This window comes from Cellulosimicrobium marinum, assembly GCF_020551945.1.
Taxonomy (GTDB): Bacteria; Actinomycetota; Actinomycetes; order Actinomycetales; family Cellulomonadaceae; genus Cellulosimicrobium; species Cellulosimicrobium marinum.
The window spans coordinates 673,609-699,530 of record NZ_JAJBZH010000001.1 but is presented as its reverse complement, the minus strand read 5'-3'; the positions used below and the strand labels follow the sequence as shown (position 1 = coordinate 699,530).

The following is a 25,922-nucleotide window of genomic DNA, read 5'->3' as shown; positions in this document are numbered from 1 at the left end:
CGTGCTCCCGCGCCTCCCGGCGCGGTGCCGCCCCCCGTCCCCGTCAGGACCCGGCGTCGTCGTCCTGGATCACCGACAGCACGTTGCCCGCCGGGTCGCGGAACCACGCGATGAGGGGCCCGCCGCCGCGGAACACGAAGTCGTCGTCGGTCTCGACGGGCGTGCCCTCGTACCGCTCGAACGTGACGCCGCGCTCGCGCAGCTCCGCGACGGTCGCCGGGACGTCGCGCACGGGGAAGTTGAGGACGGTGAACGACGCGGGGTCGTGCGCGTCGCCCTTGGGGTACACGAGGATCCCCGTGGTTCCGGCGAGGTCGAGCCAGAGCATGTCGTCGCCGCGGACCGGCAGGCCGAGCACGTCGCCGTAGAACCGCCGGGCCGCGTCGACGTCGTCGACCGAGAACCCGCTGAACGCCTTGCCGAGCATGGTGCCTCCTCCGTCCGTGGGCCGGCCGGCCGGTCGGCTCCTCCAGGGTCGACCGTGCGTGCACCGCTCGCTCATCGGCGTCGGTGGGGTGCGGCAGGATGGCGGCATGAGCACGGACCTGCTGCTGCTGGACACCGCGAGCCTGTACTTCCGGGCGTTCTTCGGCGTCCCCGACTCGATCAAGGCCCCGGACGGCACGCCCGTCAACGCGGTGCGCGGTCTGCTCGACATGATCGCGACGCTCGTGACGGACCGGCGTCCGCGGCGCCTCGTCGCGTGCTGGGACGACGACTGGCGGCCCGCGTTCCGGGTCGAGGCCATCCCGTCGTACAAGGCGCACCGGGTCGCGCGCGAGGTGCCCGGCACCACGGGTGTCGAGGAGGTGCCGGAGAAGCTCGTCGCGCAGGTGCCGGTGATCGTCGACGTTCTGGCGGCGCTCGGCGTCGCGCGCGTGGGCGTCCCCGGGTTCGAGGCGGACGACGTCATCGGCACGCTGACCGCGCGCGAGGTCGCCCGGGGGGCCGGCTCGGCGGCGGAGGGCGACGCGCGCGTGGAGGTGGTCACGGGCGACCGGGACCTGTTCCAGCTCGTCGACGACGCCGCGGGCGTGCGCGTCCTCTACCCGACGAAGGGCGTGCGGAACCTCGACGTCGTGGACCAGGCGCGCCTGGCCGAGCGCTACGGCGTGGGCTCGGGCACCGCGTACGCGGACATGGCCGCCCTGCGGGGCGACCCGAGCGACGGGCTGCCCGGCGTGCCGGGGATCGGGGAGAAGACGGCGGCCGCCCTCCTCGACCGGTTCGGCGACCTCGCGGGGGTGCTCGCGGCGCGCGACGCCGGCGACCCGGGGCTCACCGCGACGCAGCGTCGGCGCCTCACCGAGGCGGCGGACTACCTGGCGGTCGCGCCGACCGTCGTCCAGGTGGTGCGCGACGCCCCGGCGCCGGAGGTCGACGACACCCTCCCGACGGCGCCCGCGGACCCGCAGGCGCTGGAGGCGCTCACGGAGCGCTGGGGTCTGGGGTCGTCGGTCGAACGCGTCCTCGCGGCGTTCCGCGCCTCCTGACCTGGGACGGCACGAGCGGGTCGGGACGCCCTCCCTACCTCTCGACGCCGCCGGCCGGGCGGCGTCGTGGCACGGCGTCCTGTCGCCCGGGCCACGGTCCGACCAGAGGGGACACCCATGTCCGAGAGCACACCCACCACGACCGCGAGCAGCGCGCCGGACGTCACGCCCGACGCCGTGGCCGCGTTGCGCGCCCGCGTCAGCGGCGCGGTCCTGGCCCGCGGGGAGGTGCCCGACGGCGGCCCGACCGCCGCGGACGCCGTCGCGCCGCACAGCACGCTCGTCGTGCACGACCCGGAGGTCGTGGTCGTCGCGGCGTCGGAGGACGACGTCGTCGAGGCGGTCCGGTTCGCGGCCGACCACGACCTGCCCGTGCGCGTCCACGCGACGGGGCACGGCGCGGCGTGGCCCGTGGACGACGCCGTGTTCGTCGCGACGCCGGGCCTGACGGGCGTCGAGGTCGACCCCGCCACCCGCGTGGCGCGGGTCGGTGCGGGGACGCGCTGGCAGGCGGTGGTGGACGCCGCCGCGGAGCACGGCCTCGCCCCGGTCACGGGCTCGTCGACGCACGTCGGGGTGGTCGGGTACCTGCTCGGCGGCGGGTTCGGGCCGCTCGCGCGCAGCCACGGCCTGACCACGGACTGGGTGCGCGGTTTCCGAGTGGTCCTCGCCGACGGGTCGGTCGTCGACGCCGACGCGGAGACGGAGACCGACCTGTTCTGGGCGCTGCGCGGCGGCAAGGGCGGCCTGGGCGTCGTGACGCGCGTCGACGTCGAGCTCGTGCCGCTGACGACCCTCTACGCCGGGTCGATGACGTTCGACACCGCGCACGTGGAGGACGTGTTCCGCGGCTGGGCACGGTGGACGGCGTCGGTTCCCGACGACGTCACGACCTCGGTCGTCATGCTGTCCCTCCCGGACCTGCCGTTCGTCCCCGAACCCCTGCGCGGTCGGGACGTGCTCACGCTGCGGTTCGCCTTCCCCGGCGACCCGGCGGACGGCGAGCGGCACGCCGCGGGGCTGCGCGCCCTGGCCCCCGCCCTCGTCGACACGGTGGGTCCCCTGCCCGCGGCCGAGGTCGCGAGCATCCACGCCGACCCGGAGGACCCGGGGCCGACGTGGATCTCGGGAGCCGCGCTGCGCGACGTCGACGACGCGTTCGTCGACCGGTTCCTCGCCGAGTACGGTCCCGCGAGCGCCTCGCCGTTCCTCGGCGCGGAGGTCCGCCACCTCGGGGGCGCGGCGCGGACCGACGTGCCGGAGGGGTCGGCGGCGGGCGGCCGCACGGCCGGCTACCTCGTGACGCTGCTCGGGATGAACCCGCCGCGCGTGCCGGACATGGTGGCCAGCACGGCGGCGTTCGCGCAGTGGTCGCAGCCGTGGGCCGCGTCGGAGACGAACGTCAACTTCCTCCCCGGTCCGTGGACGGACGAGACGCTCGCCCGCGCGTGGTCGTCCGAGACGTACGACCGGCTGCGGTCCGTGCGGGCGCAGTACGACCCGCTGGGCCGCTTCCCGTTCGGTTCCTGACCCGCCGCCCTCAGGGGCGCGCGTGCTCGAAGATCACGGTGGTGCTCGTGCCCGCGACCTCGGGCCGGACGCTGATCGTGCGGGAGACGAGGTCGCGGAGCGCGTCGGAGTCCTCGACGGCGACGTGCAGGAGGAAGTCGCGGTCGCCGGTGACGAAGAAGACGCCCTCGACGTCCGGCAGCGCGAGCAGGTAGTCGCGGAACGCCTCCAGGCCCTGGCGGGCCCCGGCCTGGAGGCGGATCGCGATGAGCGCCTGGAGGCCGCGGCCGAGGGCGGCGGGGTCGACGTCGGCACGGAACCCCCGCACGACGCCGCGCTCGACGAGGGCGCGCACGCGCGCGTGGCAGGTGGACGGCGCGATGCCGACCCGCTCGGCGATCGCGGCGTTCGTCGCGCGGGCGTCAATGGTGAGCACGTCGAGGATGCGCCGGTCGGTGTCGTCGAGCTCGACGGGTCGTCCCGCGTGCCGAAGATCCTTCGTCACCATGTGGCCCACCTCGCCCGTCCCGCAGAAGATCCGATCCGTCTCGCGTACTCTACCGACGATCCTTCGCCTCCCCTTGCTCTCCCCCGAAGGTTCGACCACTGTGGGCGCTGCGCGGCACCACCCCGCCGCGCACCAGCCACACGCCCGCCTCGCCACCCGCGAGGCGGGCGTCGGTCGAAGGAGCCCGACGTGCGCCCCACCTCCCCTGCCCTGCGCGTCCCGCGCCCCGCCGAGCACCGCCGTCCCCGCACGGCGCTCGTCGTCGGCGCCGGCATGGTCGGCCTCGCCACCGCGTGGCACCTGCAGGAGCACGGCGTCGACGTGACGGTCGTCGACCGCACGGGTGTCGCCGCCGGGTCGTCGTGGGGCAACGCCGGCTGGCTCACGCCGGGCATGGCGATGCCGCTCGCCGACCCGTCCCTGTGGACGTACGGCCCGCGCGCGCTCCTCGACCCCGCGGCGCCGCTGCACGTCCCGCTCCGGTTCGACCCGCGCCTGTGGGCGTTCCTCGCCCGCTTCATGTCGCACGCGACGCAGCGCCGGTGGGACCGCGCGATGGCGGCGCTCACCCCGATCGACCGGGTCGCGCTCGCGGCGTTCGACGAGCTCGCCGCGGGCGGCTCCGCCGGGCACCCGGTCGCGGCCCGCACGACGCCCGGGCCGTTCACCGTCGCGTTCGAGCACGAGCACGAGTCGCTGCCCTTCCTCCACGAGCTCGAGCACGTCGACGCCGCGGGGCAGCACGTGCACGTGCGCCGCGTCGAGGCGGGCGAGCGCGCCGCCCAGCTCACCGACCGCGTGTCCACCGTCCTGGCCCTGGAGGGTCAGCGCTTCGTCGAGCCCGGTCCGTTCGTCGACGCGCTCGCCGACTCCGTGCGCGCCCGGGGCGGCCGCGTCGTGACGGGGCTGGACGTCGTCGGGGTCCGCCGCGACGGCCCCGCCGTCCGCGCCTCCGCGCGACCGCCGCACGCCCCCGGCGACCTCACGGACCTGCGGGCCGACGCCGTCGTGCTCGCCACCGGCGCGTGGCTGCCCGCGCTCGCCGCACCGCTCGGCGTGCGCACGCGCGTGCAGGCCGGTCGCGGGTACTCGTTCACCGTCAAGACCGACGAGCCCGTCGGGACGCCGATCTACCTCCCCGCACGACGCGTCGCCTGCACGCCCTACCAGGGGCGCTTCCGCATCGCGGGGACGATGGAGTTCCGCGGCCCCGACGAGCCCCTGCAGCCGCGCCGGATCGACGCGATCCTCGCGTCGGTGCGCCACCTGTTCCGCGGCGTCGACCTCGACGACCGGCACGACGAGTGGGTGGGCTCGCGCCCCGTCACGCCCGACGGCCTGCCGCTCGTCGGCGCGACGCGCGCCCCCGGCGTGTACGTCGCGGGCGGGCACGGCATGTGGGGCGTCGTGCTCGGCCCGGCGACGGGGCGCGCGCTCGCGGAGCAGGTCGTCACGGGGCGCGTCCCGGACGAGATCCGCCCGTTCGACCCGCTGCGCTGACCCCCCGCACGGGCCGCACCTCCGCCGGCGCGCCGCCTACCCTGGCGCGCATGGACCTCGCGCGCTCGATCCCGCTGTTCGTCCTCGCCGCGCTCCTGGAGATCGGCGGCGCCTGGCTCGTGTGGCAGGGCGTGCGGGAGCACCGCGGCTGGGTGTGGATCGGGGCGGGCGTCGTCGCCCTGGGCCTGTACGGGGTCGTGGCGACGCTCCAGCCGGACGCCCACTTCGACGTCGTGGGCGCGCTCGTGTGCCTCGCCGGTGTCGCGATCGTCATGTACGCGCCACGGCAGGCGTGACGCGCCCCGCCCGTCCTGCCAGGATCGTCCCGTGACCCGTGGCGGCCTGACCGACGACGTGATCCGGGACGTGCCGGACGCCCGAGCCGACCTCACGCTCCAGCGCCTCGGGTCCGGCACCGGGTCCGGCACGGGGTCCGGCCTCGTCTACGCCGGGTGGGCCCAGCGGGTCCTCGCCCACCTCCTCGACGCCGCGATCGTCTCGGCGGTGACGTTCCTCGCGCTCGGCCCGGTCGGCGGCTTCTCGATGCTGCCGTCGTTCACGCTCGGGCCGTCGACCACGGTCGACGTGACCCTCACGGACAGCGGGTGGTTGCTCGCGACCGTCGTCGCCGGGCTCGTGCTCCAGGCGTACACCGGGTCCACACCGGGCAAGCGGACGGTGGGGATCGTCGTCGTGCGGGAGGAGACGGGACGACCCGCGGGGCTCGTCTCGACGGTCCTGCGCCAGCTCGCCCACGTGCTCGACGCGATCCTGCTCGTCGGGTTCCTCCGACCGCTGTGGCACCCGCAGCGCAAGACGTTCGCGGACTCGCTGCTGGGCACGGTCGTCCTGTCGACCACCCGCCCTCCCGTGCCGCACCCGTGGGTCGCCGCGCTGGTGCGGTCGGCCCGCGCGCTGCGGCCCGTGCCCGACGACGCCCCGCCCCCGCCCGGGCGGCGCGCCTCGGCCGCGGTGACGGCGGGCGCGACGCTGCTGTGCGTCACGGCGGCGGCGTTCGCGCTCACCCCGGGGACGGTGACGCAGGACGACCTGTGGCAGGAGAGCTGCACGCCGCTCGTCGAGCCGGGCGCGTCGGACGCGCCGCTCGTCGCCGAGTCCGTCGGCGTCGTGTCCTGGGCGACGGGAGTGACCGAGACGCGGTGGGGCGTCTCGCGCACCCGCCCGCCGGAGGCGGCCCCGGACGACGCCGGGCTCGAGGTCCTCTACACCGTCCTGCCCGCCGCGGACGCCGCGCCGGAGGTGCCCGTCGAGGCCGAGCTCGTCCTCACCGTGCACGACGCGGACGGGAACCTCCGCGAGGACCGGGGATCGCAGATCGAGGTGACGCCCCACGCCGACGGCAGCGTCGACCACGTCCTGGTCGCCGGGACCCCCGGTGCCGACGTCGAGAGCATCCGGCTCCCCGCCTCGCAGACCGTCGACCTCGAGCCGGGATGGCGGTGGGAGGCGTCGGTGCGGGTCGACGGGTCGACGATCGCGTCGTGCGGGGGTCGCGGCCCCGCCTGAGCACCGGCGCGCGGCGGGACCGCCGCACGCGGGTCCGTCCCGGATGGTGGGACACGCACCGCAACACGGACGAAACGCGGTGATCGACCGGGCGAAACGTCCGCGTCCCACGATGGGAGGGCGCCGGGCACCGGCCCGGCGCACCAGCCCCGACCGGGCGGCGCGCGGCGCGTGCCGCCCGGCGGCGCACCACCGCCCGACCGACCCCCGGGAGCCCCCGTGCCGGACCGCAGCCCTCTCTTCTCCTCGCCCGGAGCCACCGACGCGCCCGTGATCGAGCCGGTCCGCGTCGTGCGGCCCACCACCGTCGACCTCGGGCTCAACATGCACGGGGAGCAGCGCAAGCACGCCAACCCGGGCGACGAGCTCACGGTCGACCCGGCGGACCGGCGGCGTCGTGCCCGTGCGGCGCTGCTGGACCTGCGGCGCGACGTCATCCGGCGCAGCGCGGCCACGAACCGCTGACCGGCCGCCCTTCCGTGGGCGGGGCCGCGTAGGTTGGTCCCATGCGGATCGGAGCGCACCTCGACCAGTCGGACGTCCTCAACCAGGCGAAGGCCCTCGGGGCGGACGTCGCCCAGATCTTCCTCGGCGACCCGCAGTCGTGGAAGGGCCCCGAGTTCACGTACCCCGGCGGTGCGGAGGCCCTGAAGGCCGACGCCGCCGCCGCGGACCTACGCCTCGTGGTGCACGCGCCGTACGTCATCAACGTCGCGAGCACGAACAACCGCATCCGCATCCCCAGCCGCAAGCTGCTCCAGCAGATCGTCGACGGTGCCGCCGCGGTGGGCGCGGTCGGCGTGGTCGTGCACGGTGGCCACGTCACCGCCAAGGACGACCCCGCGAAGGGGTTCGACAACTGGCGCAAGGCGATCGAGGCCCTGCAGACCGACGTGACGGTGTACGTCGAGAACACCGCGGGCGGCGACTTCTCGATGGCCCGGCGCCTCGACCGCATCGAGGGCCTGTGGGCCGCGATCCAGCAGGCCGACGGCGGCACGGACGTGGGCTTCTGCCTCGACACGTGCCACGCGTGGGCGGGCGGGATCGACCTCGCGACCGCCGTCGAGCAGGTGCGCGCGATCACCGGCCGCGTGGACCTCGTCCACCTCAACAACAGCCGCGACACCGCGGGCTCCGGCGCCGACCGGCACGCCGGGCTCACGGCCGGGACGATCGACCCGGAGGCGCTGCTCGGCGTGGCCCGCGCCGCGGGCACGTCGGTGGTGTGCGAGACGCACGCGGACGTCCCGGCCGACGTCGCGTGGCTGCGCGAGGCGCTCGCGTGACCGGGTCCGGGTCCGGGGCCTGGTCCGGGGCAGCGCACGCGCCGATGCCGTGGCGCAACGTCGCGCTCGACACGGCCGACCCGCGCGGCCTCGCCGAGTTCTACCGCAGCCTCCTCGGGTGGGAGTACACGCCCGGCGCGGAGGACCCGGAGACCGCCCGCGACGACTGGCTCACGCTCGAACCCCCGGCCCCGGGCGGGCCGCGGCTCGCGTTCCAGCGCTCCGACGCACCCGTGCGACCGTGGCCGGGCGGCGCGCGCGTCCACGCGGACTTCACCGTCCCGGACCTCGCCGCCGCGCACGATCACGCGCTGGCCTGCGGGGCGACGCCCCTGACGGGCACGCCCGAGGAGGAGGGTCACCCGGACGACCCGTTCCGGGTGTACGCCGACCCCGCGGGGCACCCGTTCTGTCTCTGCGCACCGGGTGCCTGAGCGCGTGCCTGAGCGCCGTGCCTGACCGGGTGCCCGAGCGTCCGCGGGCACGGACCGCCGCGCGCCGCGGACCTGTCCCCGGGTAGCGTCGCGCCCGCACCACGCCGTCGCCGTACCGCCACGGAAGGATCTCCGCGTGTCGTACCCCTCCGGGCCGCCCCGACCCTCCGGTCCGCCGCACCCCTCCGGCCCTTCGCACACGTCCGGGCCGCGGCAACCGGCCGGGCCGCCCGTCCCCGAGTACGGCACGCCGGGCCGGGCGGCACCGTACGGCACCGACCCGTACGGTGACCGCTCCCCCGCAGCGCCGCCGGCCGACCTGTTCGCCCCGCCGGTGCACGACACCGTGCTCCGGGCCGACGCACCGCACGCCCCGCACGACCCCTACGGCCCTCCGGCCCCGGCGCCCCGCAGACGTCGGCGCGCGTCGGACGTTCTCCTCCTGACCCTCGCCGGGGTCGGCGTGCTCGTGTTCGCGGTCTGCGTCGTGCTCCTGCTCGTCGGGCGCGACGACGCCCCGCCCGCCGCGCAGGAGGCGACGGCGTCCGCGACACCCGACCCCGCGCCGTCGGGCAGCCCGGCCGCGACGCCCGACCCGGCGGAGACCACCACGGACGACGAGACCGCGAGCGACGACCCCACGGGCGACGAGTCGACGGACGAGGACGCGCCGTGGCTCGACGCGCGCTACCGCGCGGGTGCGGAGACGGACCCCGTCGACGGCCCGGCGCTCGCGCCGATGTCCTGGGAGTTCTTCTCCGACAACGACTGGACGGTGAACGGCGACCGGATCGCGCTCACCGCCCGGCGGGACTTCGCGTGCGACGACCTGCCCGACGTCCCGGCGCTCGCCGTGGGCGTCGCGGACGTGTGCCAGGGCGGGTTCGAGGCGCGCGTCGTCTCGCACGACGGGCCGGCGGTGGGGCTCGACGCCGTCGTGGTCGAGGTCGGGTCCGAGGAGGCCGCCGAGCGGGTGGTGGCGGCGTACGACGCCGCGGGCAGCGGCCACCCGCTGGCGGACACGTCCGGCCCGGCGCACCCGACGCTCGCGGCGGCCGTGCCGCAGCCCGGCTTCGAGACGACGACGGAGATCCTCGACTCCGGGCAGGGGCCCGCGATCATGCTGCCGACGGGCAGCGTCGTCGTGCTCCTGCGGCTCGGGGTGGACGACGCCCTGGGTCGTGAGCAGGTGCTGCCGGTCGCGCGGGCGACGGGGTTCGTCGTCGCGGACCACGAGGCGGCGCAGCTCTTCGGCGGCTGAGCGTCACGCCGGGCGGTCGTCGTCGTCCACGACGGGGCCGCGTCGCAGCTCGAGGTCGATCTGCTCGGCGTCGAGCAGGTCGAGGGCGTGGCGCAGCGCCTGCGAGCTGTACACGCCGGACGACCGCGCGTCGAGGAGCGTGGTGCGCTGCGCGGCGATGGCACGCAGCCGCAGCTCCTTGTACTGGGCGAACACGTCGGCGGTGGTCGCGGCGTCGGTGTCGCGGGTCTCGAGCTCGTGGACGACGTCGCGGCGCACCCGGGCGACGACCCCCGGGTCGAACGGGCGGCCGTCGGCGCGGCGCAGGTCGGGGGCGTCGACGACGCGCGCGGCGGCGGCGTCGAGCTCGGCCCGGACGGCGCCGCGGTCGTTGTCGGCGGGCGACGTGCCACCCGCGAGGCCGAGCCGGCGCACGACCCACGGCAGGGTGCCGCCCTGGATCAGGAGGCTCCCGAGCGCGACGCCGAACGCGACGAGGACGAGGAAGGAGCGGTGGGGCGTGTCGAGCGGGAGGGTCTGGGCGGCTGCTACGGTGACGACGCCGCGCAGGCCGGCCCAGACGAGCAGGACGCCCTCGCGCGGGCCGAGGGGCTGGGCGCGCAGGTAGTCGATGTCGGCGGCGCGGCGGCGCAGCACGGAGCGGATGCGGCCGACGCGCCGCTGCGGGTCGGAGCCCGGTCCGCGCATGCGCTCCTTGGCCCCCTCGGGCAGCGCGGCGGCCCCGGCGCGCAGCGTGCGCCGGGCGGCGGGCGGGAGGGGGGACCGCACGTGCGGGCCGGCGGCGACGGCACGGAACTGGGCGGTGACGCCGGTCGCGCCGTCGGGGTCCGTGGACGCGTCGAGGGGGGTGCCGTCGGGGGCGAACCTCGCGTCGAGGCGGCGCTGCATCCCCTCGATGTACCCGCGGACCTCCTCGCCCCGCCGGGCTCGCCGCCCGGCCGAGTGCACGAGGGGCAGCACGTACGCGGCCCGGACGAGGAGCCCGGCGAGCAGCGCGAGCGCGGCGACCCCGACGGCGCTCCACAGGTTTCCGTGCGTGTCCACGACGTCCTCGACGAGGGCGAACAGCTCGAGGCCCACGAGGAGGAACACGCCGCCCTCGAGCAGCAGCTCGATGGTGCGCCAGTTCGACTCCTCGGAGATGCGGTCCTGCGGCCGCAGGTGCTTCGCGGCGCCGTTGCCGGTGACGAGCCCCGCGGTGACGACGGCGACGAGGCCGGACGCGCCGAGCAGCTCCGCGGGCAGGTAGGCGACGAACGGCACGACGAAGGACACGGCGACGCTGAGCGACGCGCGCCCGAGCCGGGACCGGACGGCCAGGCCGAGCAGCCCGACGACGAACCCGATCGCGACCGCGACGACGACCGCGACGACGAAGTCCCCCGCGACGGACCACAGGGACACGCTGGCGGCGGTCGCGGCGATGGCGGAGCGCAGCAGGACGAGGGCGGACGCGTCGTTGAGCAGGCTCTCCCCCTCGAGGACGGTCACGACCCGCGGCGACGCGCCCAGACGCTTGACGATGGACGTGGCGACCGCGTCGGTGGGGCTGACCACCGCACCGAGCGCGATGCCGACCGACAGGGGGATGCCCGGCACGACCCGCGTGAAGAGAAAGCCGAGCGCGACGGAGGACACGACGACGAGCGCGACGGACAGCCCGCCGATCGCGGTGAAGTCGCGGCGGAAGTCCATCGTCGGCAGGCTCACCGCCGAGGAGTAGAGCAGGGGCGGCAGGACCCCCGCGAGGATCCACTCGGGCTCCACCTCGATCGCGGGCACCACGGGCACGAAGCTCACGCCGATCCCCACGAGGACGAGCACCAGCGGGGCCGCGACACCGGCGCGCGGGGCGAGGACGTTGACGACGACGATCGCGACGACCACCGACGCCCCGAGCGCGACGATCCCGAGGATCTGGTCCTCCGTGAGCTGGAACGGGAAGTCCATCCGTACCTCCGCGGCGTCGGTCCGGCCGGGCCCGCAGCGCCCGGCCGCGTCCAACCTACCGAGGTCGGTGCCCGACGGCGCCCGGGGTCCTGGCGCGTCGCCGAACCCCGGGTTGTCGGTCACCGGACGCCCGTCGTGACGGGCAACCCGGGGTTCGGCACCTCGGGTCGCGAGGGCACCGGGTGTCGGCGAGGCTGCGAAGGACGCCCCGCCCGACGAGAAGACCCGACGACAAGAGGTGACGACGTGGACGCACGCGACGTGCTGGAGGACCTGTTCGGACGCATCGGACCGACGGCGACGCGCGCCGTCGAGGGACTGGACGAGGACGCGCTCACCGCGCGGGTCGACCCCGAGGCCAACACCATCGCCTGGCTCGCGTGGCACCTCGCGCGCGGCCAGGACGTCCAGGTGGCGGCCGCCGTCGGACGTGACGAGGTGTGGACGCGCGACGGGTGGGCGGACCGCTTCGGCCTGCCGTTCGACGACGCCGCGTCCGGCTACGGCCAGAGCGCCGACGAGGTCGCACAGGTCCGGGCGAGCGACGACGTCCTGCTCGGCTACGTCCACGCCGTGCAGGTGGAGACCGCCGACGTGCTCGCCTCCCTCGCCGACACCGACCTCGACCGTGTCGTCGACGACGCGTGGGACCCGCCCGTGACGCTCGGCGTGCGCCTCGTGAGCGTCGCCGTCGACTGCCTGGAGCACGCGGGCCAGGCCGCGTACCTGCGCGGCGTCCTCGAACGCACCGGCCGGGCCTGAACCGGGCGCCGGCCGGGCGCCGTCGTGCAAGATCCGCACCGCCCGGCACACGGACAGGGCGTGAACCCCGTCCGGGACCTCCGGCAGCGCACGCCCCGCCACACGGCCGCGGCGCTCGCGGCCGCCGCCCTCCTCGCCCCGACGCTCGGGGCGTGCGCCGCGCTCGGCGCGACCTCGGGCACGGAGTCGTGCGTCGACTGGGTGTCGTTCGACACCGCGGCCGACCGGGAGGCGGCCGCGACGCTCGTCGTCGACGCGACCGTGCTCCGCCGCGACGGCACGCGCCCCATGCTCGGCACCGACGCGCACGTGTGGGAGGTCGAGGTGACCGACGTCGTCCACGGCGACGCCACGCCCGGCGACCGGCTGGCCGTCGCCTCCACCCCGCAGACGTGCAGCGACGGGACTTACCCGGACGGCGACCCGCTCGACGTCGACCACGCCGTGCGCCTCTACCTCGCGGACGGCGACCACGCGGTCCCCGGCACGGCGGAAGGGTGGTCGCTGATCACCCCGTTCGACGGGGTCGGCGCGGCAGGCTGACTCCGAGCGATGCGCTCGCGCCCGAGCGATGCACCTCTGCGTGCATCGCTCGGGCGGACGTGCGTCACTCGCGGGTCAGGCGCTCGCGCGCACCACGACCGACGACCCGAACGTCGTACGACCGCCGGCGCGCGACCGGCCGAGGAGGTCGGCGGTGGCGGCGGCGGCGATCTGCTCCACGGGGTGGGTGGCGGTGGTCAGCGCGGGGCCGAGCTCCCGCACCACCGGGTGGTCGTCGAACCCGGTGACGGCGACGTCGTCGGGCACGCGCACGCCGTCCTCGGTGAGGGCGCGCACGGCGCCGACGGCGAGCAGGTCGCTCATCGCGACGACGGCGTCGGTCTCGGGCCACCGGCGTCGGGCCTCGCGCACGGCGGTGGCGCCGGCGCTCGCCGTGAGGTCGGCCGCGAGGACGTGTCGCGGCAGGCCTGCGGCGTCCATGGCGGCGGTGTACGCGGCGACGACGCGGCGCGACCCGGGGAGCCAGCGCGGCCCGGCGAGGAGCACGACGCGGCGGCGACCCGTGCCGAGGACGTGGGCGAGGAGACCGGTGATGCCGGCGGCGGCGTCGACGTCGTACGAGGGGACGCGCCCGTCGGCGGGCCCGACGGCGGCGACGCGCGGCAGGAGGCGGTCGGGGACGACGGCGAGGACGTCGGCGGAGTAGTCGACGAGCAGGACCCCGCCGACGCCGGGGTCGCGGGCGAGGCGGCCGAGCTCGTCGCCGGGGTCGCGGCCGAGCCAGCGCAGCGCGACGCCGACGCCCGCGGTGTCGGCGGTGCGGCTCGCGGCGGCGACGACGCGTGCGACGTACGGGTCGGCGAGGAGCTCGGACGACGGCGACCCGACCGCGACGACGACGCGTTCGCCGCGGCCGCTGGCGAGGGCCCGTGCGCCGGGGTGCGGCACGTAGCCGAGGCGGTCGGCGGCGTCGAGCACGGCCTGGCGGGCGCGGGCGGAGACGGGACCGGTGCCGGTGAGGACGCGGGAGGCGGTCGAGCGGGACACGCGCGCGGCGGCGGCGACGTCCTCGAGCGTCGTCTGCGACATGGCCCGCTCCCGGGGTCGGTGGTGCCCGGCGCCGTCCCGCCCGGGAACACAAGCCTACCGGGCGGTCGTGAAAGCGCTACCACTTTCTCGCGGTGGTCGCTCCCCGACCGTCAGAGCACCACGTCCGACCTGACTCCCAGCTCCCGCCACCCCGCGCGGTCGGCCACGCCCGCCGCCGCCGGGGCGGGCACGAGCACGTCGGCCGCGACGAGCGGGCCCAGATCGAGACCGGTCAGCGCCTTGACGTCCCCGACCGGCACCTGGAACGTCCGGAACGGCCCCAGGGGCGGCACGTCACCGGCCGCGAGCGCCCGCGCGTCCGCCGCGCGCAGCTCGAGCTCGCCGAGCTGCGGCGTCTGGTCCAGCACGAACGCCGTCGCCGCGAGCGTGCCGACCGGCCCGGCCGCAACGCCACCCCCGGCCGCCCACGTGACGACCTTCCAGAACAACCGTGGGATCCCGACGCCGCGGTAGACCGGGTCGTCGGCGGCGAGGACGGGCCCCGTCTCCACGACGAGGCGCAGGCCGAGGGTGCGCGCGTGCTCCAGGACGTGGTCCTCCAGGCCGTTCCACAGGTCGAGCGACTGGTTGAACCGGGCGGCCTGCGGCGCGGCGTTCGGGTAGGCGAACGTCTCCGTGTTCGCCCGGGCCGCCGTCGCCGGGTCGCCCCACACGGGGTCGCGGCGACGCACGAGGTGGCCGCGGTCGAGGTCGTTGCGCGCGTAGAGCTCCGGGCCGGTCTGCTCGTCGGCGGCGACGCGGGGGTCGAGGTGCCAGTCGTCGTCGCGCGGGACGTCGACGAGCTGGGCGCCGTCGACGTCCACGACGGTCGCCGCGGCGAGCCGCCGCAGCGGGTCGAGCAGGACCGTGAAGTGGGTCGACGGCAGCACCCGCACCTCACGGCCCACCTCGGGCAGCGGCACGGGGACGCCGAGAAAGTCGGGGTCGTGGCCGGTCACGGTCCGAGCCAACCACGGTGTCGGGCGACGCGCTCCCGGGTGCAGCGCTTGCGAGGAGGCGCGACCGCTCGGACGCTGGTCGCGGTCCAGCAAGCGGCCTGCACCACAGAGGGAGACACGCCGGGGAACCGGCCAGGAGGACGAGCCGTGGACATCGCCGAGACCACCCTGGACGCGTCCGGGAGCCGGCCCGCCGCCGCGCTCCCGCGCGCCGACCTCGCCCGCGCGGCCGAGGTGGGTGCCGACGTCGCGGCCACGCTGCGCTGGGTCGTGGACGTGGCGCCGCGCCTCCCGCACCCGGGCGGGGGCCGTACCGGCGAGCTGTGGTCGGCGCTCGCGTCCGTCGCCGCCGCCGACGTCGCGGTGGCGCGCATGCTCGAGCCGCACCTCGACGCGCTGGCCGTCCTGGACCAGGCGCCCGAGCCGCCCGACCTCGCCGTCGTGGGGGCGGGCCCGGGGAGCACGTGGGGCGTGTACGCCGCGGAGGGCCCGGGCGTCAGGCTCGACGCCGTGACCGACGGCGGCGCCTGGCGGCTCACGGGCACCAAGCCGTGGTGCTCGCTCGCCGCGGACCTCAGCCACGCGCTCGTCACCGCGTGGACCGACGACGGCCGACGCCTCTTCGCGGTCGACCTGCGGACCCCGGCGGTCCGGGCCGCGGACGGGCCGTGGGTGCCGCGCGGGCTCCCCCAGGTGGTCTCCGCGCCCGTGACGTTCGACGGCGCCCCCGCCGTCCCCGTCGGCGCGGCCGGCTGGTACCTGGAGCGGCCGGGGTTCGCGTGGGGCGGGATCGGGGTCGCGGCGTGCTGGTGGGGCGGCGCCGTCGGCCTCGCGCGCACGCTGTGGGCCGCGCTCGGCCGGCGCGAGCCGGACCAGCTCGCGCTCGCGCACCTCGGCGCGGTCGACGTCGCGCTCACCGGCGCGCGCGCCGTGCTCGCCGAGGCTGCGAGCGCCGTCGACGCCGGGGTGTCGGGACGCGAGTCGTCGGTCCTCGCGCGGCGGGCGCGGACCGTCGTCGCCGACGCGGTCGAGGAGGTGCAGCGGCGCTGCGCCCACGCGCTCGGCCCGGGGCCGCTGACGGCGGACGAGGCGTTCGCGCGGCGCGTCGCCGACCTCGGCCTGTACGTGCGCCAGCACCACGCCGAGCGCGACCAGGCGTCGCTCGGGCGCGACCTGCTCGCCGCGGGGACGTGCCCGTGGTGAGCTTCGACCACCGCGACCCGGGCACGCCCGAGGAGGCGTGGGTCGCGGCCGGGGTGCTCGACCGCCCGGCACCGCTCGACCTCGACGGCGTCGACGCGCTCGTCGTGCTCGCCGCCCACCCCGACGACGAGTCGTTCGGCGCGGGGGGCCTCGTGCACCGGCTCGGCTCCCGCGGCGTCCCGGTCACCGTCGTCGTGGCGACGGACGGGGAGGGGTCGCACCCGGCGTCGACCACGGCACCCGAGGCGCTGCGGGCCGAGCGGCGGCGCGAGGTCGTCGACGCGGTCGGTGCGCTGTGCCCGACGGCGCGCGTCGTGCTGCTCGGCCTGCCCGACGGCGGGCTGCGCGAGCACCGCGTGCCGCTGGAGCGCGCCGTCGACGCCGCGCTCGACCTCACGGACGGCGACCGTCCCCTGCTGTGCGCGCCGTGGCGCGGCGACGGCCACCGCGACCACCGGATCGCGGGCGAGGTCGCGGCGTCGGTCGCGGGACGCCGGGGCGTGCGGCTCGTCGAGTATCCGGTCTGGCTGTGGCACTGGGGCGACCCGGGCGGCCACGACGTGCCGTGGGAGGCGCTGCGCGGGCTGCGGCTGACCGACGCGGAGGTGGCGGCGAAGGCGCGGGCGCTCGACGCGCACGCCTCCCAGGTCCGGCCGCTGTCGGCGCGACCCGGCGACGAGGCGATCCTCGGGGCCGACATGCTGCGGCACGCCGCACGGCCGGTCGAGGTGCTCGTCCAGTCGGCACCCGACCGCGACGCGACGGCGGGGCGTGACGCGACGGCGGTGCACGACGCGACCCCGGCCGCGGCGCGCGAGTCCCTCGGCCGGGAGTTCTTCGACCGCTTCTACACCGGCCGCACCGACCCGTGGGGGTTCGAGACGCGCTGGTACGAGGAGCGCAAGCGCGCGGTGCTGCTCGCGAGCCTGCCGCGGCGACGCTTCCGGTCGGGTCTGGAGCTCGGCTGCTCCACGGGCGTGCTCACCGCCGCGCTGCGCGACCGCTGCGACCGCCTGACCGGGGTCGACATCGCCGACGCCCCCCTGCGCGTCGCGCGCGAGCGCCTCGGCGACGACGTCGACCTCGTGCGCCTCGACACCCCGGACGAGTGGCCCGACGGCGAGTTCGACCTGGTCGTGCTGTCGGAGGTCCTCTACTACTACGGCAGCGACGACCTCGACCGGGCGCTGGACCGGGTGCTCGGGTCGCTCGCGGCGGACGGCGTCGTCGTCGCGTGCCACTGGCGGCACGACGTGCCCGAGTACCCGCTCGGCGGCGACGAGGTCGCGGCGCGCGTTCAGGATCGCAGCGAGCTCGGCGTGCTCGCCCACCACGAGGAGGACGACTTCGTGCTCGACGTCCTCGCCCGCCGGCCCGTGGCGTCGGTCGCCCGTGAGGCGGGCCTGGCATGAGCGGGGCTGGGACGAGCGGGCCCGTCGAGGCGGTGCTCGTCGTCGTCCCCGCGCACGACGAGGAGGCGCTGCTCCCCGCGTGCCTCGCCGGGCTGCGACGCTCCACGGACCGGCTCGCCGCGGTGCGTCCCGAGATCGCGGTGTCGGTCGTCGTCGTGCTCGACGGGTGCACCGACGGGAGCGCCGGGGTGGTGCACGACGCCGGGCTCACCGCGATCGAGACGCCGCGGGTCGGCGTCGGGCGGGCCCGGGCGGCGGGCGTGGAGACCGCCGCGCGGGGCATGGGAAACGGCATCGGGAACGGAGCCGCGCACGAGGAGCGCACATGGCTCGCGTGCACGGACGCCGACTCGGTGGTGCCCGAGCACTGGCTCCTGCGGCACGTGGAGCTCGCCGAGGCGGGTGCGGACGTCGTCGTCGGCACCGTGCGCCCGCGCCTGGCCGACCTCTCCGCCGACCGCGCCGCGGTGTGGCGCGCGACCCACGTGCCCGGGCACGCGAACGGTCACGTCCACGGCGCCAACCTCGGCCTGCGCCTGTCCGTCTACCGGGCGGCGGGCGGCTTCGCGCCGGTGGCGGAGCACGAGGACGTCGCGCTCGTCGCCGCGGCACGACGCACCGGCGCCCGCCTCGTGCCCGACGCCGCGTGCGAGGTCCTCACCTCGGCCCGCCTCGTCGGGCGCACACCGGGCGGGTACGCCCGGCACCTGCGCGAGGACCTCGTCGCCGACCCGGAGCTGTCAGCGCTGTGACGACCCGGGGGTCGGTGGGTCGCTGACAGGTCGTCGGACGCGACATCGGCGGCGACATCATGTGGTGTCACATTGCCTCTTGTGTGACACCACTGATGGTGTCATAGTTGAGCCATGGACCTCACACGCTATGTCGACGAGCTGCGGCACCAGCTCGCCACCGCGGCCGCTGCGGGCGGTGACGACGCGCGCGACCTCGCCGACCGTCTGACCGCCTCGCTCGACGCCGCCGCCCGCCTCATGCTCCTCGACGCGCTCTCCGACGCCGCCGGGGAGATCTCCGCCGAGCTGGCCCCCGGGTCGGTCGACATCCGCCTGCGCGGCGGGTCGCCCGAGTTCGTCGTCGCGGCGCCGTCGGCACCGCCCGGGCCGCCGACCGCCGTCGACCAGCCCCCCGCGCCCACGTCCGCGTCCGCCGCCGACGTCCCCGCGTCCGGGGCGGCCGACGGTGACCGCGGCGAGAGCGTCCGCACCACCCTGCGCCTGCCCGAGCAGCTCAAGGCGCAGGTCGAGACCGCCGCCGCGCGCGACGGCGTCTCCGTGAACACGTGGCTCGTGCGGGCGGTCACCGTCGCGCTCGAGCAGTCCTCCGGCGGGCCGACCGCCTCCGGCCGCGCGCCGCAGCGCTCCGGCAACCGCGTCACCGGCTGGGTGCGCTGAGCGGCCCCGGCCGCTCGACGACACCACGCCGCACCCCTTCGCCCACTCTGACACCACGCTGACACCACCCGAGGAGCTCCGTCATGCCCACTTTCGCCGCCCCGCAGCCCGTCCCCGTCGTGGTGGACGTCCCGTTCGCCCACGTGCACGTCGTCGCCGGGGAGCGTGACGACGTCGTCGTCACCGTCCTGCCCACGGACCCCGGCAAGTCCGGCAGCGTGCGCGCCGCGGAGGACGTCCGCGTCGACCGCGACGGCGACGCCGTGTCCATCACCTATCCCGGGTCCTGGAAGCAGTTCGTCCTGCCCTTCGCCGCCGGCACCGCCAACATCACGGTCGAGGTCCCCACGGGTTCCGACGTGCGCGGCAAGGCCGGCTCGCTCTACGCCGAGGGCACGCTCGGCACGGTCGTGATGACGCTCTCCGCGGGCGACGTCCGCCTCGACGACGTCGACCGGCTCGAGCTCAAGGCGTCCGCGGGGTCCGTCACCGTCGGGCGGGTCCGCCACCGGGTGGACCTCACCGCGAGCGCCGGGTCGGTCCGCGTCGGGGAGGTGGCGGGCGAGGGGTCGGTCAAGGCGACCAACGGCATGACGTTCGTCGGCCTCGTCTCCGGCTCCCTCGACGTGCACGGCGCGAACGGCGACATCGCGGTGGACCGCGTCCACGGGGTGCTCGCGGTGAAGTCGGCCCACGCCGGGATCCGGGTCGGCAGCCTCGACGCGGGCACCGCCACCCTCGCGACGTCGTACGGGTCGATCGAGGTGGGCGTCCCCGAGGGGACGGCCGCGTTCCTCGACGTCGCGTCCCAGCACGGCACCGTCCGCAACCACCTCACGCCCACCGAGGGTCCCGTGGACCAGGAGTCCACCGCGGAGATCCACGCCACGACCGGCTACGGCGACGTCGTCGTCCGCCGCCCCTGACCGTCCACGTCCCGACCGGACCACGCCGACCGCGCGGCCCGCCGAGGAAGGAGCACGAACCATGACCACCGACCAGAACCCCCGCCCCGCGATCCGCGTCCAGGGCGTGCGGAAGTCGTTCAAGGACCTGCACGTCCTGCGGGGCGTCGACCTCGAGGTGCAGGCGGGCAGCATCTTCGCCCTGCTCGGCTCGAACGGCGCCGGCAAGACGACGATGGTCCGCATCCTGTCGACCCTCCTCACGGCCGACGCCGGCACGGTCACCGTGAACGGGCACGACGTCGCGACCCACCCGGGCGACGTGCGCGCCTCCATCAGCCTCACGGGCCAGTTCGCCGCCGTCGACGAGGTGCTCACGGGCCGGGAGAACCTCGTCCTCGTCGCGAGGCTGCGCCACCTGGACGACCCGGGTGCCGTCGCGGACGACCTCCTCGCCCGCTTCTCGCTCACCGAGGCGGGCGCCCGCCGGGCGTCGACCTACTCGGGCGGGATGCGGCGTCGGCTCGACATCGCGATGAGCCTCATCGGCGACCCGGCGATCATCGTCCTCGACGAGCCGACCACGGGCCTGGACCCGCAGGCGCGGATCGACGTGTGGCGCACCGTCAAGGACCTCGCGCACGGCGGCACCACGGTGCTGCTGACGACGCAGTACCTCGACGAGGCCGAGCAGCTCGCGGACCGGATCGCGATCCTCCACGAGGGCACGATCATCCAGCACGGCACCCTCGCCGAGCTCAAGGCGCTCCTCCCGCCGGCGACGGTGGAGTACGTGGAGAAGCAGCCCTCCCTGGAGGACGTGTTCCTCACCCTCGTCGGCGCCACGGACGGTGCCGCGCAGCCCGGAAAGGACGCCTGATGACCACCCACGTGCTCGCCGACACCGGCACGCTCACCGGCCGCTCGCTGCGGCACATCCTGCGCAGCCCCGACACGATCATCACCACCGCGGTCACGCCGACGGCCCTCATGCTGCTGTTCGTGTACGTGCTCGGCGGCGCGATCGACACGGGCTCCGGGGAGTCGTACATCGACTACATGCTCCCCGGCATCCTGCTCATCACCGTCGCGTCGGGCGTCGCCTACACCGCGTACCGGCTGTTCCTCGACCTCCAGGGCGGCATCTTCGAACGGTTCCAGTCGATGCCGATCGCGCGGTCCAGCGTCCTGTGGGCCCACGTGCTTACGTCGGTGGTCGCGAACCTCGCGTCGATCACGATCGTCATCGCCGTCGCCCTGCTCATGGGCTTCCGCACCGGGGCGTCCGTCGGGGCGTGGCTGGCCGTCGGCGGCATCCTCGTCCTGTTCACCCTCGCCCTGACGTGGCTCGCCGTCATCGCCGGGCTGTCCGCGAAGACCGTCGACGGCGCGAGCGCCTTCAGCTACCCGCTGATCTTCCTGCCGTTCATCAGCTCGGCGTTCGTCCCCACCGACACGATGCCCGGCCCGGTCGCCTGGTTCGCCGAGAACCAGCCGGTCACCTCCATCGTCGACAGCATCCGCGCCCTGTTCGCGGGGCAGCCCGTGGGGGCGGACCTGTGGGTCGCGCTCGGCTGGCTCGTCGGCATCCTCCTCGTCGCGTACGCCGGCGCCGTCGCGATCTACCGCCGCAGGATCAGCTGAGCGCCCGACGGCGCCCGGGCCCCCGGGCGGCCGTCGTCACCCCTGCACCGGCACGGGCCGGACGACGCACACCCGCGTCGTCCGGCCCGCAGCCGTTCGACAGATGTTGCACACTCACCTAGCCTGAGATCCATGCCGAACCGCACCATCGGGTTTCGCCCGACCGACGAGGACCGTCGGATCCTCGACGCCATCACGAGCTCCGGTCTGTCGACGACTGACGCCATCCGTCGTGGGCTTCACCTGGTCGCGCACGAGCAGTGGCTCGACCTGGCCCGCGCGGACGCCGAGCGCCTGCGGGACGAGAACGTCAACGACGCCCCGGACGCCTGGTGATCCGGGGCGCCGTCTACCGCATCGATCTGGGGAGCCCACGAGGCCACGAACAGGGTGGCCGCCGCTACGGGCTCGTCCTCTCGCCCTCGGAGATGCCGTGGTCCGTCGTGACCGTCGTGCCCACCTCGACCAGTGCGGCCGCCGCGGTCTTCCGTCCGGAGATCGAGGTCGCCGGCGAACGGACCGTGATCCTCGTCGACCAGATCCGGACGATCGACATCGACTACGTGGTCGGCGAGCCCGTCGACTTCCTCCACCATGAGGACCTCGCCACCGTGGAGCGGGCCGTGGTCAGCTACCTCGGGCTGCTCTGACCTGCCTCACCCACCGGGCGGCGCGCCTCGACCCCCGTCGGACGTGGGCCGGAGCTCGACGTCGCCGTCGGCGCTGATGACGATCTCCTCGTCCGGGCACACCGGGCCCCGGACGACGACCTCCTCGCCCGTCGCGAACTCGACGGTCACGTCGCCGGGGCTGCAGCCGTAGTCGAGCAGGGCCGCCCCGCCCCATCCCGGCGCGTCGAACTCCTCGTCACCCGTCGAGACGACGACGTCGGTGTCGCTCTCGTTGAGAACGGAAAGGCTTCCGGCGCTGCAAGCGGCCAGCCCGGCCACCAGCGCCGCGGCCGCCAGTCCGCCCGACACCCGTGGAGCCCGTGCGTTCATGAGGTCCCCTCGCTCGGTGAGCCGTCCCGAAGCCGTCGGAGCGCGGCACCGACCCAGAGGTCGAGCACGGCATCGGCCTCCACGGCCGCGGCGTCGACACGCAGCCAGCCGGTGCCCATCGACCGGCCGGCGCCCATCTCCGCGCGGGACGCCTCTTCTCGTCGACCTAGGTCCGCGTCGTCGTCGGGGGTCACCCGCACGAGGAGGCTGTGGTCCTTGTGCACGGCGACGACCATCGAGTCGTCCACCATGACCGCGACCGCCCCGAACATCGACACCTCGCGGACGGACGCTCCGGTCGGGAGGCGGTCGCGCACCCGGTCGAGGAGCGCGCGGGTCCGCGCGTCCGTGCTCCTGGCGCTCACGTCGCAGGAACCTTCGGCGTGTGGTTGTTCGTCACCGGAGGGCGCTGCCGGGGTGAGCCGCTACTCAGTCTCACGTGTCGCCGCGACCTCGCCGCCTCGGCGACTCGTCCATCGGTATGCCCGGGTCAGGGAGCGCGTCGATGACTTGGTCGCGCGGGGAATGTCGCTTCTCCGGGGATGCGTCACCTCTCGCATCCCATGATGTCGAGCGCTTCCCGGGATCGGACAGATCGTCGTCGTTGTCAGCCGTGGGTGCCTTCTCAGATGCGTTCATGAGTCGCTCCAAACAGTGAATCCGAGGACGAGGAGGATCGTCTGAAACAGGAGCAGCACGATCCCGATTCTGTACGAGACGACCTTTCGACCCAGTTTCTCCGCATTGATCACTTCGTGCTGTGCGACGGCGATCGCGAGCCGCCGGTACATCTCGTTTACCGAAACGCCCGCCGTGTCGATCCATTCTTCGACCAGTAGTCGGCCGTCGAGGTAGAAGATCCACCCCTTTGTCGGCAACAGGATGAGGGTCGAGCACCCCACGACCCCGATCACCAGACCAACGAGGACGAGTGCCAGCGGCGTCGGCAGCACGTTGCCCTTGGTGGGGTCGGAACCGATCAGGCCGAGGCCTGCGGCGAACGTCGCGACGACGGATGACGTGGTGACGAGTGCGGTCGCCCGCGAACGCAGATTGGTCAAGGTTGAGTCCTGGTGCGCGACGGCGGCTTGAGCCTGGTCGAATGCGAGCTTGAGGCGCTCGTCCACCGGGGCGCTCGACGTGGTCATATCGCCCCCGAGCGTGAAAGTAGGATCGTTCTCCGTTATACGGCAGCCCACGTCCACGGTCCAGGGTGAAACCAAACCACCGTGCGTCGACGTGCAGACATAGGGCAGTTTCCGGGCGTCGCCATGGAGACGGAGGGACCAGACCTCGCCGACGACGTCCATGAGCTGCGGATGGTCCGCGACGGTGACAGCACGCGGGCCGGGCCACCGCGAGGGTGACCCGGCCCGGTCAGCCGTCGGACCGTGACGCCCGTCAGACCGCCCCGAGCTGGGCGAGGCGGTCCCACGAGCGGTGCAGGCCGAGCGCGGTGCGCAGCGTCGCGGGCAGTGTCGTCGCGTCCCCGGTGACGGTGACGTCGGGCGCGGACGTGTCGACGCCCGCGGCGGCGAGCACGTCGGCGCCGTCGCCCACCGCGGCGATGGCCTTGCCGTGGCGGAACGCCTCCTGCAGCAGCACGGCCGTGCGCGGGTCGGTCCCGATCGGTGTGCCGGTGGTGCCGTCGGCGACGACGACGGCGTCGTACTCGATGGAGCGCGTGGTGAGGATCGTCCGGTCGACCACCTCGGTGGTCCTCCCCGAGGCGACCTCGCCGCCGTGCGCGGCGACGACCCGGACGACGACGCCCTCCTCGTCGAGTGCGGCCCGCAGCGTCCCGACGACGCCCAGGTCCGCGCCGTCGTGCACGAGGACGCCGACGACCCGGCCGTCGATGCGGCCCGGCTCGGTCGGGAGCTGGGAGAGCGCGGGCGAGGGCTGCACGCCGTCGGGCACGTCGCCCGACGGCGCGTCGAGCCCGAGGCCGTCCGCGACCCGGGAGGCGAGGCCGCCGTCGACCTTCGCGAGGCTGGCGAGCATGCGGGCGCGGATCTCCTCCGACGCGCACTTGCCGAGCTCGAACGTGAACGCCTCGACCTCGTGCGCCTGCTCGACCGGCGAGAGCGACAGCCAGAACAGCCGCGCCTGCGTGAAGTGGTCCTCGAACGACACCGGGTTCGCGCGGACCTTCTCCCCCTCGACCGGCGTGGGCAGCGTGACGTAGGCGGCCTCGGGCCGGGTGACCGGCCGGTCGCCGTCGATCGCGTTGGGCTTGTACGTCACGACGCCGGAGTGCACGGCCGTCTGGTGGATGCCGTCGCGGAGCATGTCGTTGACGGGCGCGTGCGGCCGGTTGATCGGCAGCTGGGCGAAGTTCGGCCCGCCGAGGCGCGAGAGCTGCGTGTCCAGGTAGGAGAAGAGGCGGCCCTGCATGAGCGGGTCGTTCGTCACCTGGATGCCCGGCACGAGGTGGTCCACGTGGAACGCGATCTGCTCGGTCTCGGCGAAGTAGTTCGTCGGGTTCGCGGTGAGCGTCATGATCCCGACCGGCTGCACCGGGCACAGCTCCTCGGGCACGATCTTCGTCGGGTCGAGCAGGTCGATGCCCTCGAACGTCTCGTCCGGGGTGTCGGGCATGATCTGCAGCCCGAGCTCCCACTGCGGGAACGCGCCCAGGTCGATCGCGTCCGCGAGGTCGCGGCGGTGGAAGTCCGGGTCGGCGCCCTGGGCGATCTGCGCCTCCTCCCACACGAGCGAGTGCACGCCCAGCACCGGCTTCCAGTGGAACTTCACGAGCGCCGTCGACCCGTCCGCCGCCTCGAGGCGGAAGGTGTGGACGCCGAAGCCCTCCATCGTGCGGTAGCTGCGCGGGATCGCGCGGTCCGACATGGTCCACATCGCCATGTGCGTCGACTCGGTGTGCGACGAGATGAAGTCCCAGAACGTGTCGTGCGCGCTCTGCGCCTGCGGGATCTCGCGGTCCGGGTGCGGCTTGCCCGCGTGGATGATGTCCGGGAACTTGATGGCGTCCTGGATGAAGAACACCGGGATGTTGTTCCCGACGAGGTCGAACGTGCCCTCGTCGGTGTAGAACTTCGTCGCGAACCCGCGCACGTCGCGGGCCGTGTCGGCCGACCCGCGCGACCCGAGCACCGTGGAGAACCGCACGAACACGGGCGTCTCCTTGTCGGCCTCGGAGAGGAAGCCCGCCTTCGTCACGCTCGACGCGTTGCCGTAGGCGCGGAACGTGCCGTGGGCGCCCGCGCCGCGCGCGTGCACGACGCGCTCGGGGATCCGCTCGTGGTCGAAGTGCGTCATCTTCTCGCGGAAGTGGTGGTCCTCCATGAGGAGCGGGCCACGCCGCCCGGCCTTCAGCGAGTGGTCGGTGTCGTCGACGCGCAGGCCCTGCGCCGTCGTCAGGTGGTCGCCCGCCTGGGCGCGCGGGTCGACGTCGTCCGCACCGGGCAGGTGGAACGGGCACCCGGTGGGGCTGCGCTGCTCCGGTGCGGCGGTCCGGGGCGCGGGCGCTCCCGGCACCGCGCCGCCGACAGGACGATCGTGCTGGTCAGAGGTCATCGTGCAGCTCCTCAGGGGGA

Annotated in this window: 29 protein-coding genes; 20 read left to right on the top strand and 9 right to left on the bottom strand. The window is 75.3% G+C overall.

All coding sequences use genetic code 11. The features are described 5' to 3' along the window. Positions 1-43: 43 nt before the first annotated feature. Positions 44-427: a VOC family protein gene (locus tag LGQ04_RS03215; RefSeq protein ID WP_229242137.1), complete on the bottom strand. Its 384-nt coding sequence runs from the start codon at positions 425-427 to the stop codon at positions 44-46. A gap of 106 nt (positions 428-533) precedes the next feature. Here LGQ04_RS03215 and LGQ04_RS03210 point away from each other — a divergent pair, with 106 nt between their 5' ends. Both LGQ04_RS03210 and LGQ04_RS03205 read left to right on the top strand, forming a co-directional pair. Then, positions 534-1,493, top strand: a complete 960-nt coding sequence (locus tag LGQ04_RS03210) for a 5'-3' exonuclease (protein ID WP_229242136.1) — start codon at positions 534-536, stop codon at positions 1,491-1,493. Between the two features lie 117 nt (positions 1,494-1,610). Continuing rightward, positions 1,611-3,023: an FAD-binding oxidoreductase gene (locus tag LGQ04_RS03205; protein ID WP_229242134.1), complete on the top strand. Its 1,413-nt coding sequence runs from the start codon at positions 1,611-1,613 to the stop codon at positions 3,021-3,023. Between the two features lie 10 nt (positions 3,024-3,033). Here LGQ04_RS03205 and LGQ04_RS03200 read toward each other — a convergent pair whose 3' ends face one another. Beyond that, positions 3,034-3,510, bottom strand: a complete 477-nt coding sequence (locus LGQ04_RS03200) for an Lrp/AsnC family transcriptional regulator (RefSeq protein ID WP_229242133.1) — start codon at positions 3,508-3,510, stop codon at positions 3,034-3,036. Between the two features lie 189 nt (positions 3,511-3,699). Here LGQ04_RS03200 and LGQ04_RS03195 point away from each other — a divergent pair, with 189 nt between their 5' ends. From LGQ04_RS03195 to LGQ04_RS03165, 7 genes are all read left to right on the top strand, one after another. Further along, positions 3,700-5,010, top strand: coding sequence for an NAD(P)/FAD-dependent oxidoreductase (locus LGQ04_RS03195; RefSeq protein ID WP_308016336.1), 1,311 nt, complete (start codon positions 3,700-3,702; stop codon positions 5,008-5,010). 50 nt (positions 5,011-5,060) lie between these two features. Next, positions 5,061-5,306 carry a YnfA family protein gene (locus LGQ04_RS03190; protein WP_229242131.1) on the top strand — a complete coding sequence of 82 codons (246 nt, stop codon included), beginning with the start codon at positions 5,061-5,063 and terminating at the stop codon, positions 5,304-5,306. A 31-nt stretch (positions 5,307-5,337) separates the two neighbouring features. Next, a complete protein-coding gene (locus LGQ04_RS03185) occupies positions 5,338-6,537 on the top strand; it encodes an RDD family protein (protein ID WP_229242129.1) in 1,200 nt (399 codons plus the stop codon). Positions 6,538-6,756: 219 nt separating this feature from the next. Beyond that, complete coding sequence (locus LGQ04_RS03180; protein ID WP_229242127.1) at positions 6,757-7,002, top strand: hypothetical protein; 246 nt, start codon at positions 6,757-6,759, stop codon at positions 7,000-7,002. Between the two features lie 41 nt (positions 7,003-7,043). After that, the gene (locus LGQ04_RS03175; protein WP_229242126.1) at positions 7,044-7,826 is read left to right on the top strand and encodes a deoxyribonuclease IV; all 783 of its coding nucleotides are present in this window, start codon (positions 7,044-7,046) and stop codon (positions 7,824-7,826) included. Beyond that, entirely contained in the window at positions 7,823-8,260 is a 438-nt protein-coding gene (locus LGQ04_RS03170; protein ID WP_229242125.1) for a VOC family protein, read from the top strand. The genes LGQ04_RS03175 and LGQ04_RS03170 overlap by 4 nt, the downstream gene beginning before the upstream one ends. Positions 8,261-8,396: 136 nt before the next feature. After that, on the top strand, positions 8,397-9,521 hold the full coding sequence (locus LGQ04_RS03165; protein ID WP_229242124.1) for a hypothetical protein: 1,125 nt from the start codon (positions 8,397-8,399) through the stop codon (positions 9,519-9,521). A gap of 3 nt (positions 9,522-9,524) precedes the next feature. Here LGQ04_RS03165 and LGQ04_RS03160 read toward each other — a convergent pair whose 3' ends face one another. Further along, on the bottom strand, positions 9,525-11,471 hold the full coding sequence (locus tag LGQ04_RS03160; RefSeq protein WP_229242122.1) for a cation:proton antiporter: 1,947 nt from the start codon (positions 11,469-11,471) through the stop codon (positions 9,525-9,527). A 246-nt stretch (positions 11,472-11,717) separates the two neighbouring features. Between LGQ04_RS03160 and LGQ04_RS03155 the strand changes: the two genes are divergently transcribed. Together LGQ04_RS03155 and LGQ04_RS03150 are read left to right on the top strand one after the other, a co-directional pair. Then, positions 11,718-12,233: a mycothiol transferase gene (locus tag LGQ04_RS03155; RefSeq protein ID WP_229242121.1), complete on the top strand. Its 516-nt coding sequence runs from the start codon at positions 11,718-11,720 to the stop codon at positions 12,231-12,233. 60 nt (positions 12,234-12,293) lie between these two features. Continuing rightward, complete coding sequence (locus LGQ04_RS03150; protein WP_229242119.1) at positions 12,294-12,776, top strand: hypothetical protein; 483 nt, start codon at positions 12,294-12,296, stop codon at positions 12,774-12,776. Positions 12,777-12,851: 75 nt separating this feature from the next. Here LGQ04_RS03150 and LGQ04_RS03145 read toward each other — a convergent pair whose 3' ends face one another. Beyond that, positions 12,852-13,826, bottom strand: a complete 975-nt coding sequence (locus tag LGQ04_RS03145; RefSeq protein WP_229242117.1) for a LacI family DNA-binding transcriptional regulator — start codon at positions 13,824-13,826, stop codon at positions 12,852-12,854. A gap of 110 nt (positions 13,827-13,936) precedes the next feature. Beyond that, on the bottom strand, positions 13,937-14,785 hold the full coding sequence (locus tag LGQ04_RS03140) for a DNA/RNA non-specific endonuclease (RefSeq protein WP_229242115.1): 849 nt from the start codon (positions 14,783-14,785) through the stop codon (positions 13,937-13,939). Between the two features lie 147 nt (positions 14,786-14,932). Between LGQ04_RS03140 and LGQ04_RS03135 the strand changes: the two genes are divergently transcribed. The 9 genes from LGQ04_RS03135 (at position 14,933) to LGQ04_RS03095 (ending at position 22,011) form a co-directional block, all read left to right on the top strand. Further along, a complete protein-coding gene (locus LGQ04_RS03135; protein ID WP_229242114.1) occupies positions 14,933-15,988 on the top strand; it encodes an acyl-CoA dehydrogenase family protein in 1,056 nt (351 codons plus the stop codon). Beyond that, a complete protein-coding gene (locus LGQ04_RS17600; protein WP_229242112.1) occupies positions 15,985-17,400 on the top strand; it encodes a PIG-L family deacetylase in 1,416 nt (471 codons plus the stop codon). Before LGQ04_RS03135 ends, LGQ04_RS17600 begins: the two co-directional genes overlap by 4 nt. After that, entirely contained in the window at positions 17,397-18,152 is a 756-nt protein-coding gene (locus tag LGQ04_RS03125) for a glycosyltransferase family 2 protein (RefSeq protein WP_229242111.1), read from the top strand. The genes LGQ04_RS17600 and LGQ04_RS03125 overlap by 4 nt, the downstream gene beginning before the upstream one ends. Positions 18,153-18,266: 114 nt before the next feature. Next, positions 18,267-18,812 (top strand): toxin-antitoxin system HicB family antitoxin, encoded by a 546-nt coding sequence (locus LGQ04_RS03120; RefSeq protein WP_229242110.1) that lies wholly within the window; start codon positions 18,267-18,269, stop codon positions 18,810-18,812. A gap of 83 nt (positions 18,813-18,895) precedes the next feature. Continuing rightward, positions 18,896-19,738: a DUF4097 family beta strand repeat-containing protein gene (locus LGQ04_RS03115; protein WP_229242108.1), complete on the top strand. Its 843-nt coding sequence runs from the start codon at positions 18,896-18,898 to the stop codon at positions 19,736-19,738. A gap of 61 nt (positions 19,739-19,799) precedes the next feature. Beyond that, the gene (locus LGQ04_RS03110) at positions 19,800-20,597 is read left to right on the top strand and encodes an ABC transporter ATP-binding protein (RefSeq protein ID WP_229242106.1); all 798 of its coding nucleotides are present in this window, start codon (positions 19,800-19,802) and stop codon (positions 20,595-20,597) included. Beyond that, complete coding sequence (locus tag LGQ04_RS03105; RefSeq protein WP_229242105.1) at positions 20,597-21,361, top strand: ABC transporter permease; 765 nt, start codon at positions 20,597-20,599, stop codon at positions 21,359-21,361. Before LGQ04_RS03110 ends, LGQ04_RS03105 begins: the two co-directional genes overlap by 1 nt. Positions 21,362-21,493: 132 nt before the next feature. After that, positions 21,494-21,697 carry a hypothetical protein gene (locus LGQ04_RS03100; RefSeq protein ID WP_229242103.1) on the top strand — a complete coding sequence of 68 codons (204 nt, stop codon included), beginning with the start codon at positions 21,494-21,496 and terminating at the stop codon, positions 21,695-21,697. Then, on the top strand, positions 21,622-22,011 hold the full coding sequence (locus tag LGQ04_RS03095) for a type II toxin-antitoxin system PemK/MazF family toxin (protein ID WP_308016335.1): 390 nt from the start codon (positions 21,622-21,624) through the stop codon (positions 22,009-22,011). Before LGQ04_RS03100 ends, LGQ04_RS03095 begins: the two co-directional genes overlap by 76 nt. A 6-nt stretch (positions 22,012-22,017) precedes the next feature. Here the strand turns inward: LGQ04_RS03095 and LGQ04_RS03090 are convergent, their stop codons facing one another. From LGQ04_RS03090 to LGQ04_RS03075, 4 genes are all read right to left on the bottom strand, one after another. Next, positions 22,018-22,362 (bottom strand): hypothetical protein, encoded by a 345-nt coding sequence (locus LGQ04_RS03090; protein WP_229242101.1) that lies wholly within the window; start codon positions 22,360-22,362, stop codon positions 22,018-22,020. Continuing rightward, positions 22,359-22,727 carry a TfoX/Sxy family protein gene (locus LGQ04_RS03085; protein ID WP_229242100.1) on the bottom strand — a complete coding sequence of 123 codons (369 nt, stop codon included), beginning with the start codon at positions 22,725-22,727 and terminating at the stop codon, positions 22,359-22,361. The genes LGQ04_RS03090 and LGQ04_RS03085 overlap by 4 nt, the downstream gene beginning before the upstream one ends. Positions 22,728-22,997: 270 nt before the next feature. Beyond that, the gene (locus tag LGQ04_RS03080) at positions 22,998-23,672 is read right to left on the bottom strand and encodes a hypothetical protein (RefSeq protein ID WP_229242098.1); all 675 of its coding nucleotides are present in this window, start codon (positions 23,670-23,672) and stop codon (positions 22,998-23,000) included. Positions 23,673-23,763: 91 nt separating this feature from the next. Continuing rightward, positions 23,764-25,902, bottom strand: a complete 2,139-nt coding sequence (locus LGQ04_RS03075; protein WP_229242096.1) for a catalase — start codon at positions 25,900-25,902, stop codon at positions 23,764-23,766. Positions 25,903-25,922: the final 20 nt, after the last annotated feature.

Excerpts from the sequence above, each read along its gene's own strand:
- LGQ04_RS03115 (WP_229242108.1), top strand. The coding sequence starts at position 18,896 with ATGCCCACTTTCGCCGCCCCGCAGCCCGTCCCCGTCGTGGTGGACGTC.
- LGQ04_RS03190 (WP_229242131.1), top strand. The coding sequence starts at position 5,061 with ATGGACCTCGCGCGCTCGATCCCGCTGTTCGTCCTCGCCGCGCTCCTG.
- LGQ04_RS03105 (WP_229242105.1), top strand. The coding sequence starts at position 20,597 with ATGACCACCCACGTGCTCGCCGACACCGGCACGCTCACCGGCCGCTCG.
- LGQ04_RS03205 (WP_229242134.1), top strand. The coding sequence starts at position 1,611 with ATGTCCGAGAGCACACCCACCACGACCGCGAGCAGCGCGCCGGACGTC.
- LGQ04_RS03090 (WP_229242101.1), bottom strand. The coding sequence starts at position 22,362 with ATGAACGCACGGGCTCCACGGGTGTCGGGCGGACTGGCGGCCGCGGCG.
- LGQ04_RS03100 (WP_229242103.1), top strand. The coding sequence starts at position 21,494 with ATGCCGAACCGCACCATCGGGTTTCGCCCGACCGACGAGGACCGTCGG.
- LGQ04_RS03075 (WP_229242096.1), bottom strand. The coding sequence starts at position 25,902 with ATGACCTCTGACCAGCACGATCGTCCTGTCGGCGGCGCGGTGCCGGGA.
- LGQ04_RS03080 (WP_229242098.1), bottom strand. The coding sequence starts at position 23,672 with ATGGACGTCGTCGGCGAGGTCTGGTCCCTCCGTCTCCATGGCGACGCC.
- LGQ04_RS03175 (WP_229242126.1), top strand. The coding sequence starts at position 7,044 with ATGCGGATCGGAGCGCACCTCGACCAGTCGGACGTCCTCAACCAGGCG.
- LGQ04_RS03120 (WP_229242110.1), top strand. The coding sequence starts at position 18,267 with ATGGACCTCACACGCTATGTCGACGAGCTGCGGCACCAGCTCGCCACC.
- LGQ04_RS03145 (WP_229242117.1), bottom strand. The coding sequence starts at position 13,826 with ATGTCGCAGACGACGCTCGAGGACGTCGCCGCCGCCGCGCGCGTGTCC.
- LGQ04_RS03210 (WP_229242136.1), top strand. The coding sequence starts at position 534 with ATGAGCACGGACCTGCTGCTGCTGGACACCGCGAGCCTGTACTTCCGG.
- LGQ04_RS03110 (WP_229242106.1), top strand. The coding sequence starts at position 19,800 with ATGACCACCGACCAGAACCCCCGCCCCGCGATCCGCGTCCAGGGCGTG.
- LGQ04_RS03125 (WP_229242111.1), top strand. The coding sequence starts at position 17,397 with ATGAGCGGGGCTGGGACGAGCGGGCCCGTCGAGGCGGTGCTCGTCGTC.
- LGQ04_RS03200 (WP_229242133.1), bottom strand. The coding sequence starts at position 3,510 with ATGGTGACGAAGGATCTTCGGCACGCGGGACGACCCGTCGAGCTCGAC.
- LGQ04_RS03160 (WP_229242122.1), bottom strand. The coding sequence starts at position 11,471 with ATGGACTTCCCGTTCCAGCTCACGGAGGACCAGATCCTCGGGATCGTC.
- LGQ04_RS03215 (WP_229242137.1), bottom strand. The coding sequence starts at position 427 with ATGCTCGGCAAGGCGTTCAGCGGGTTCTCGGTCGACGACGTCGACGCG.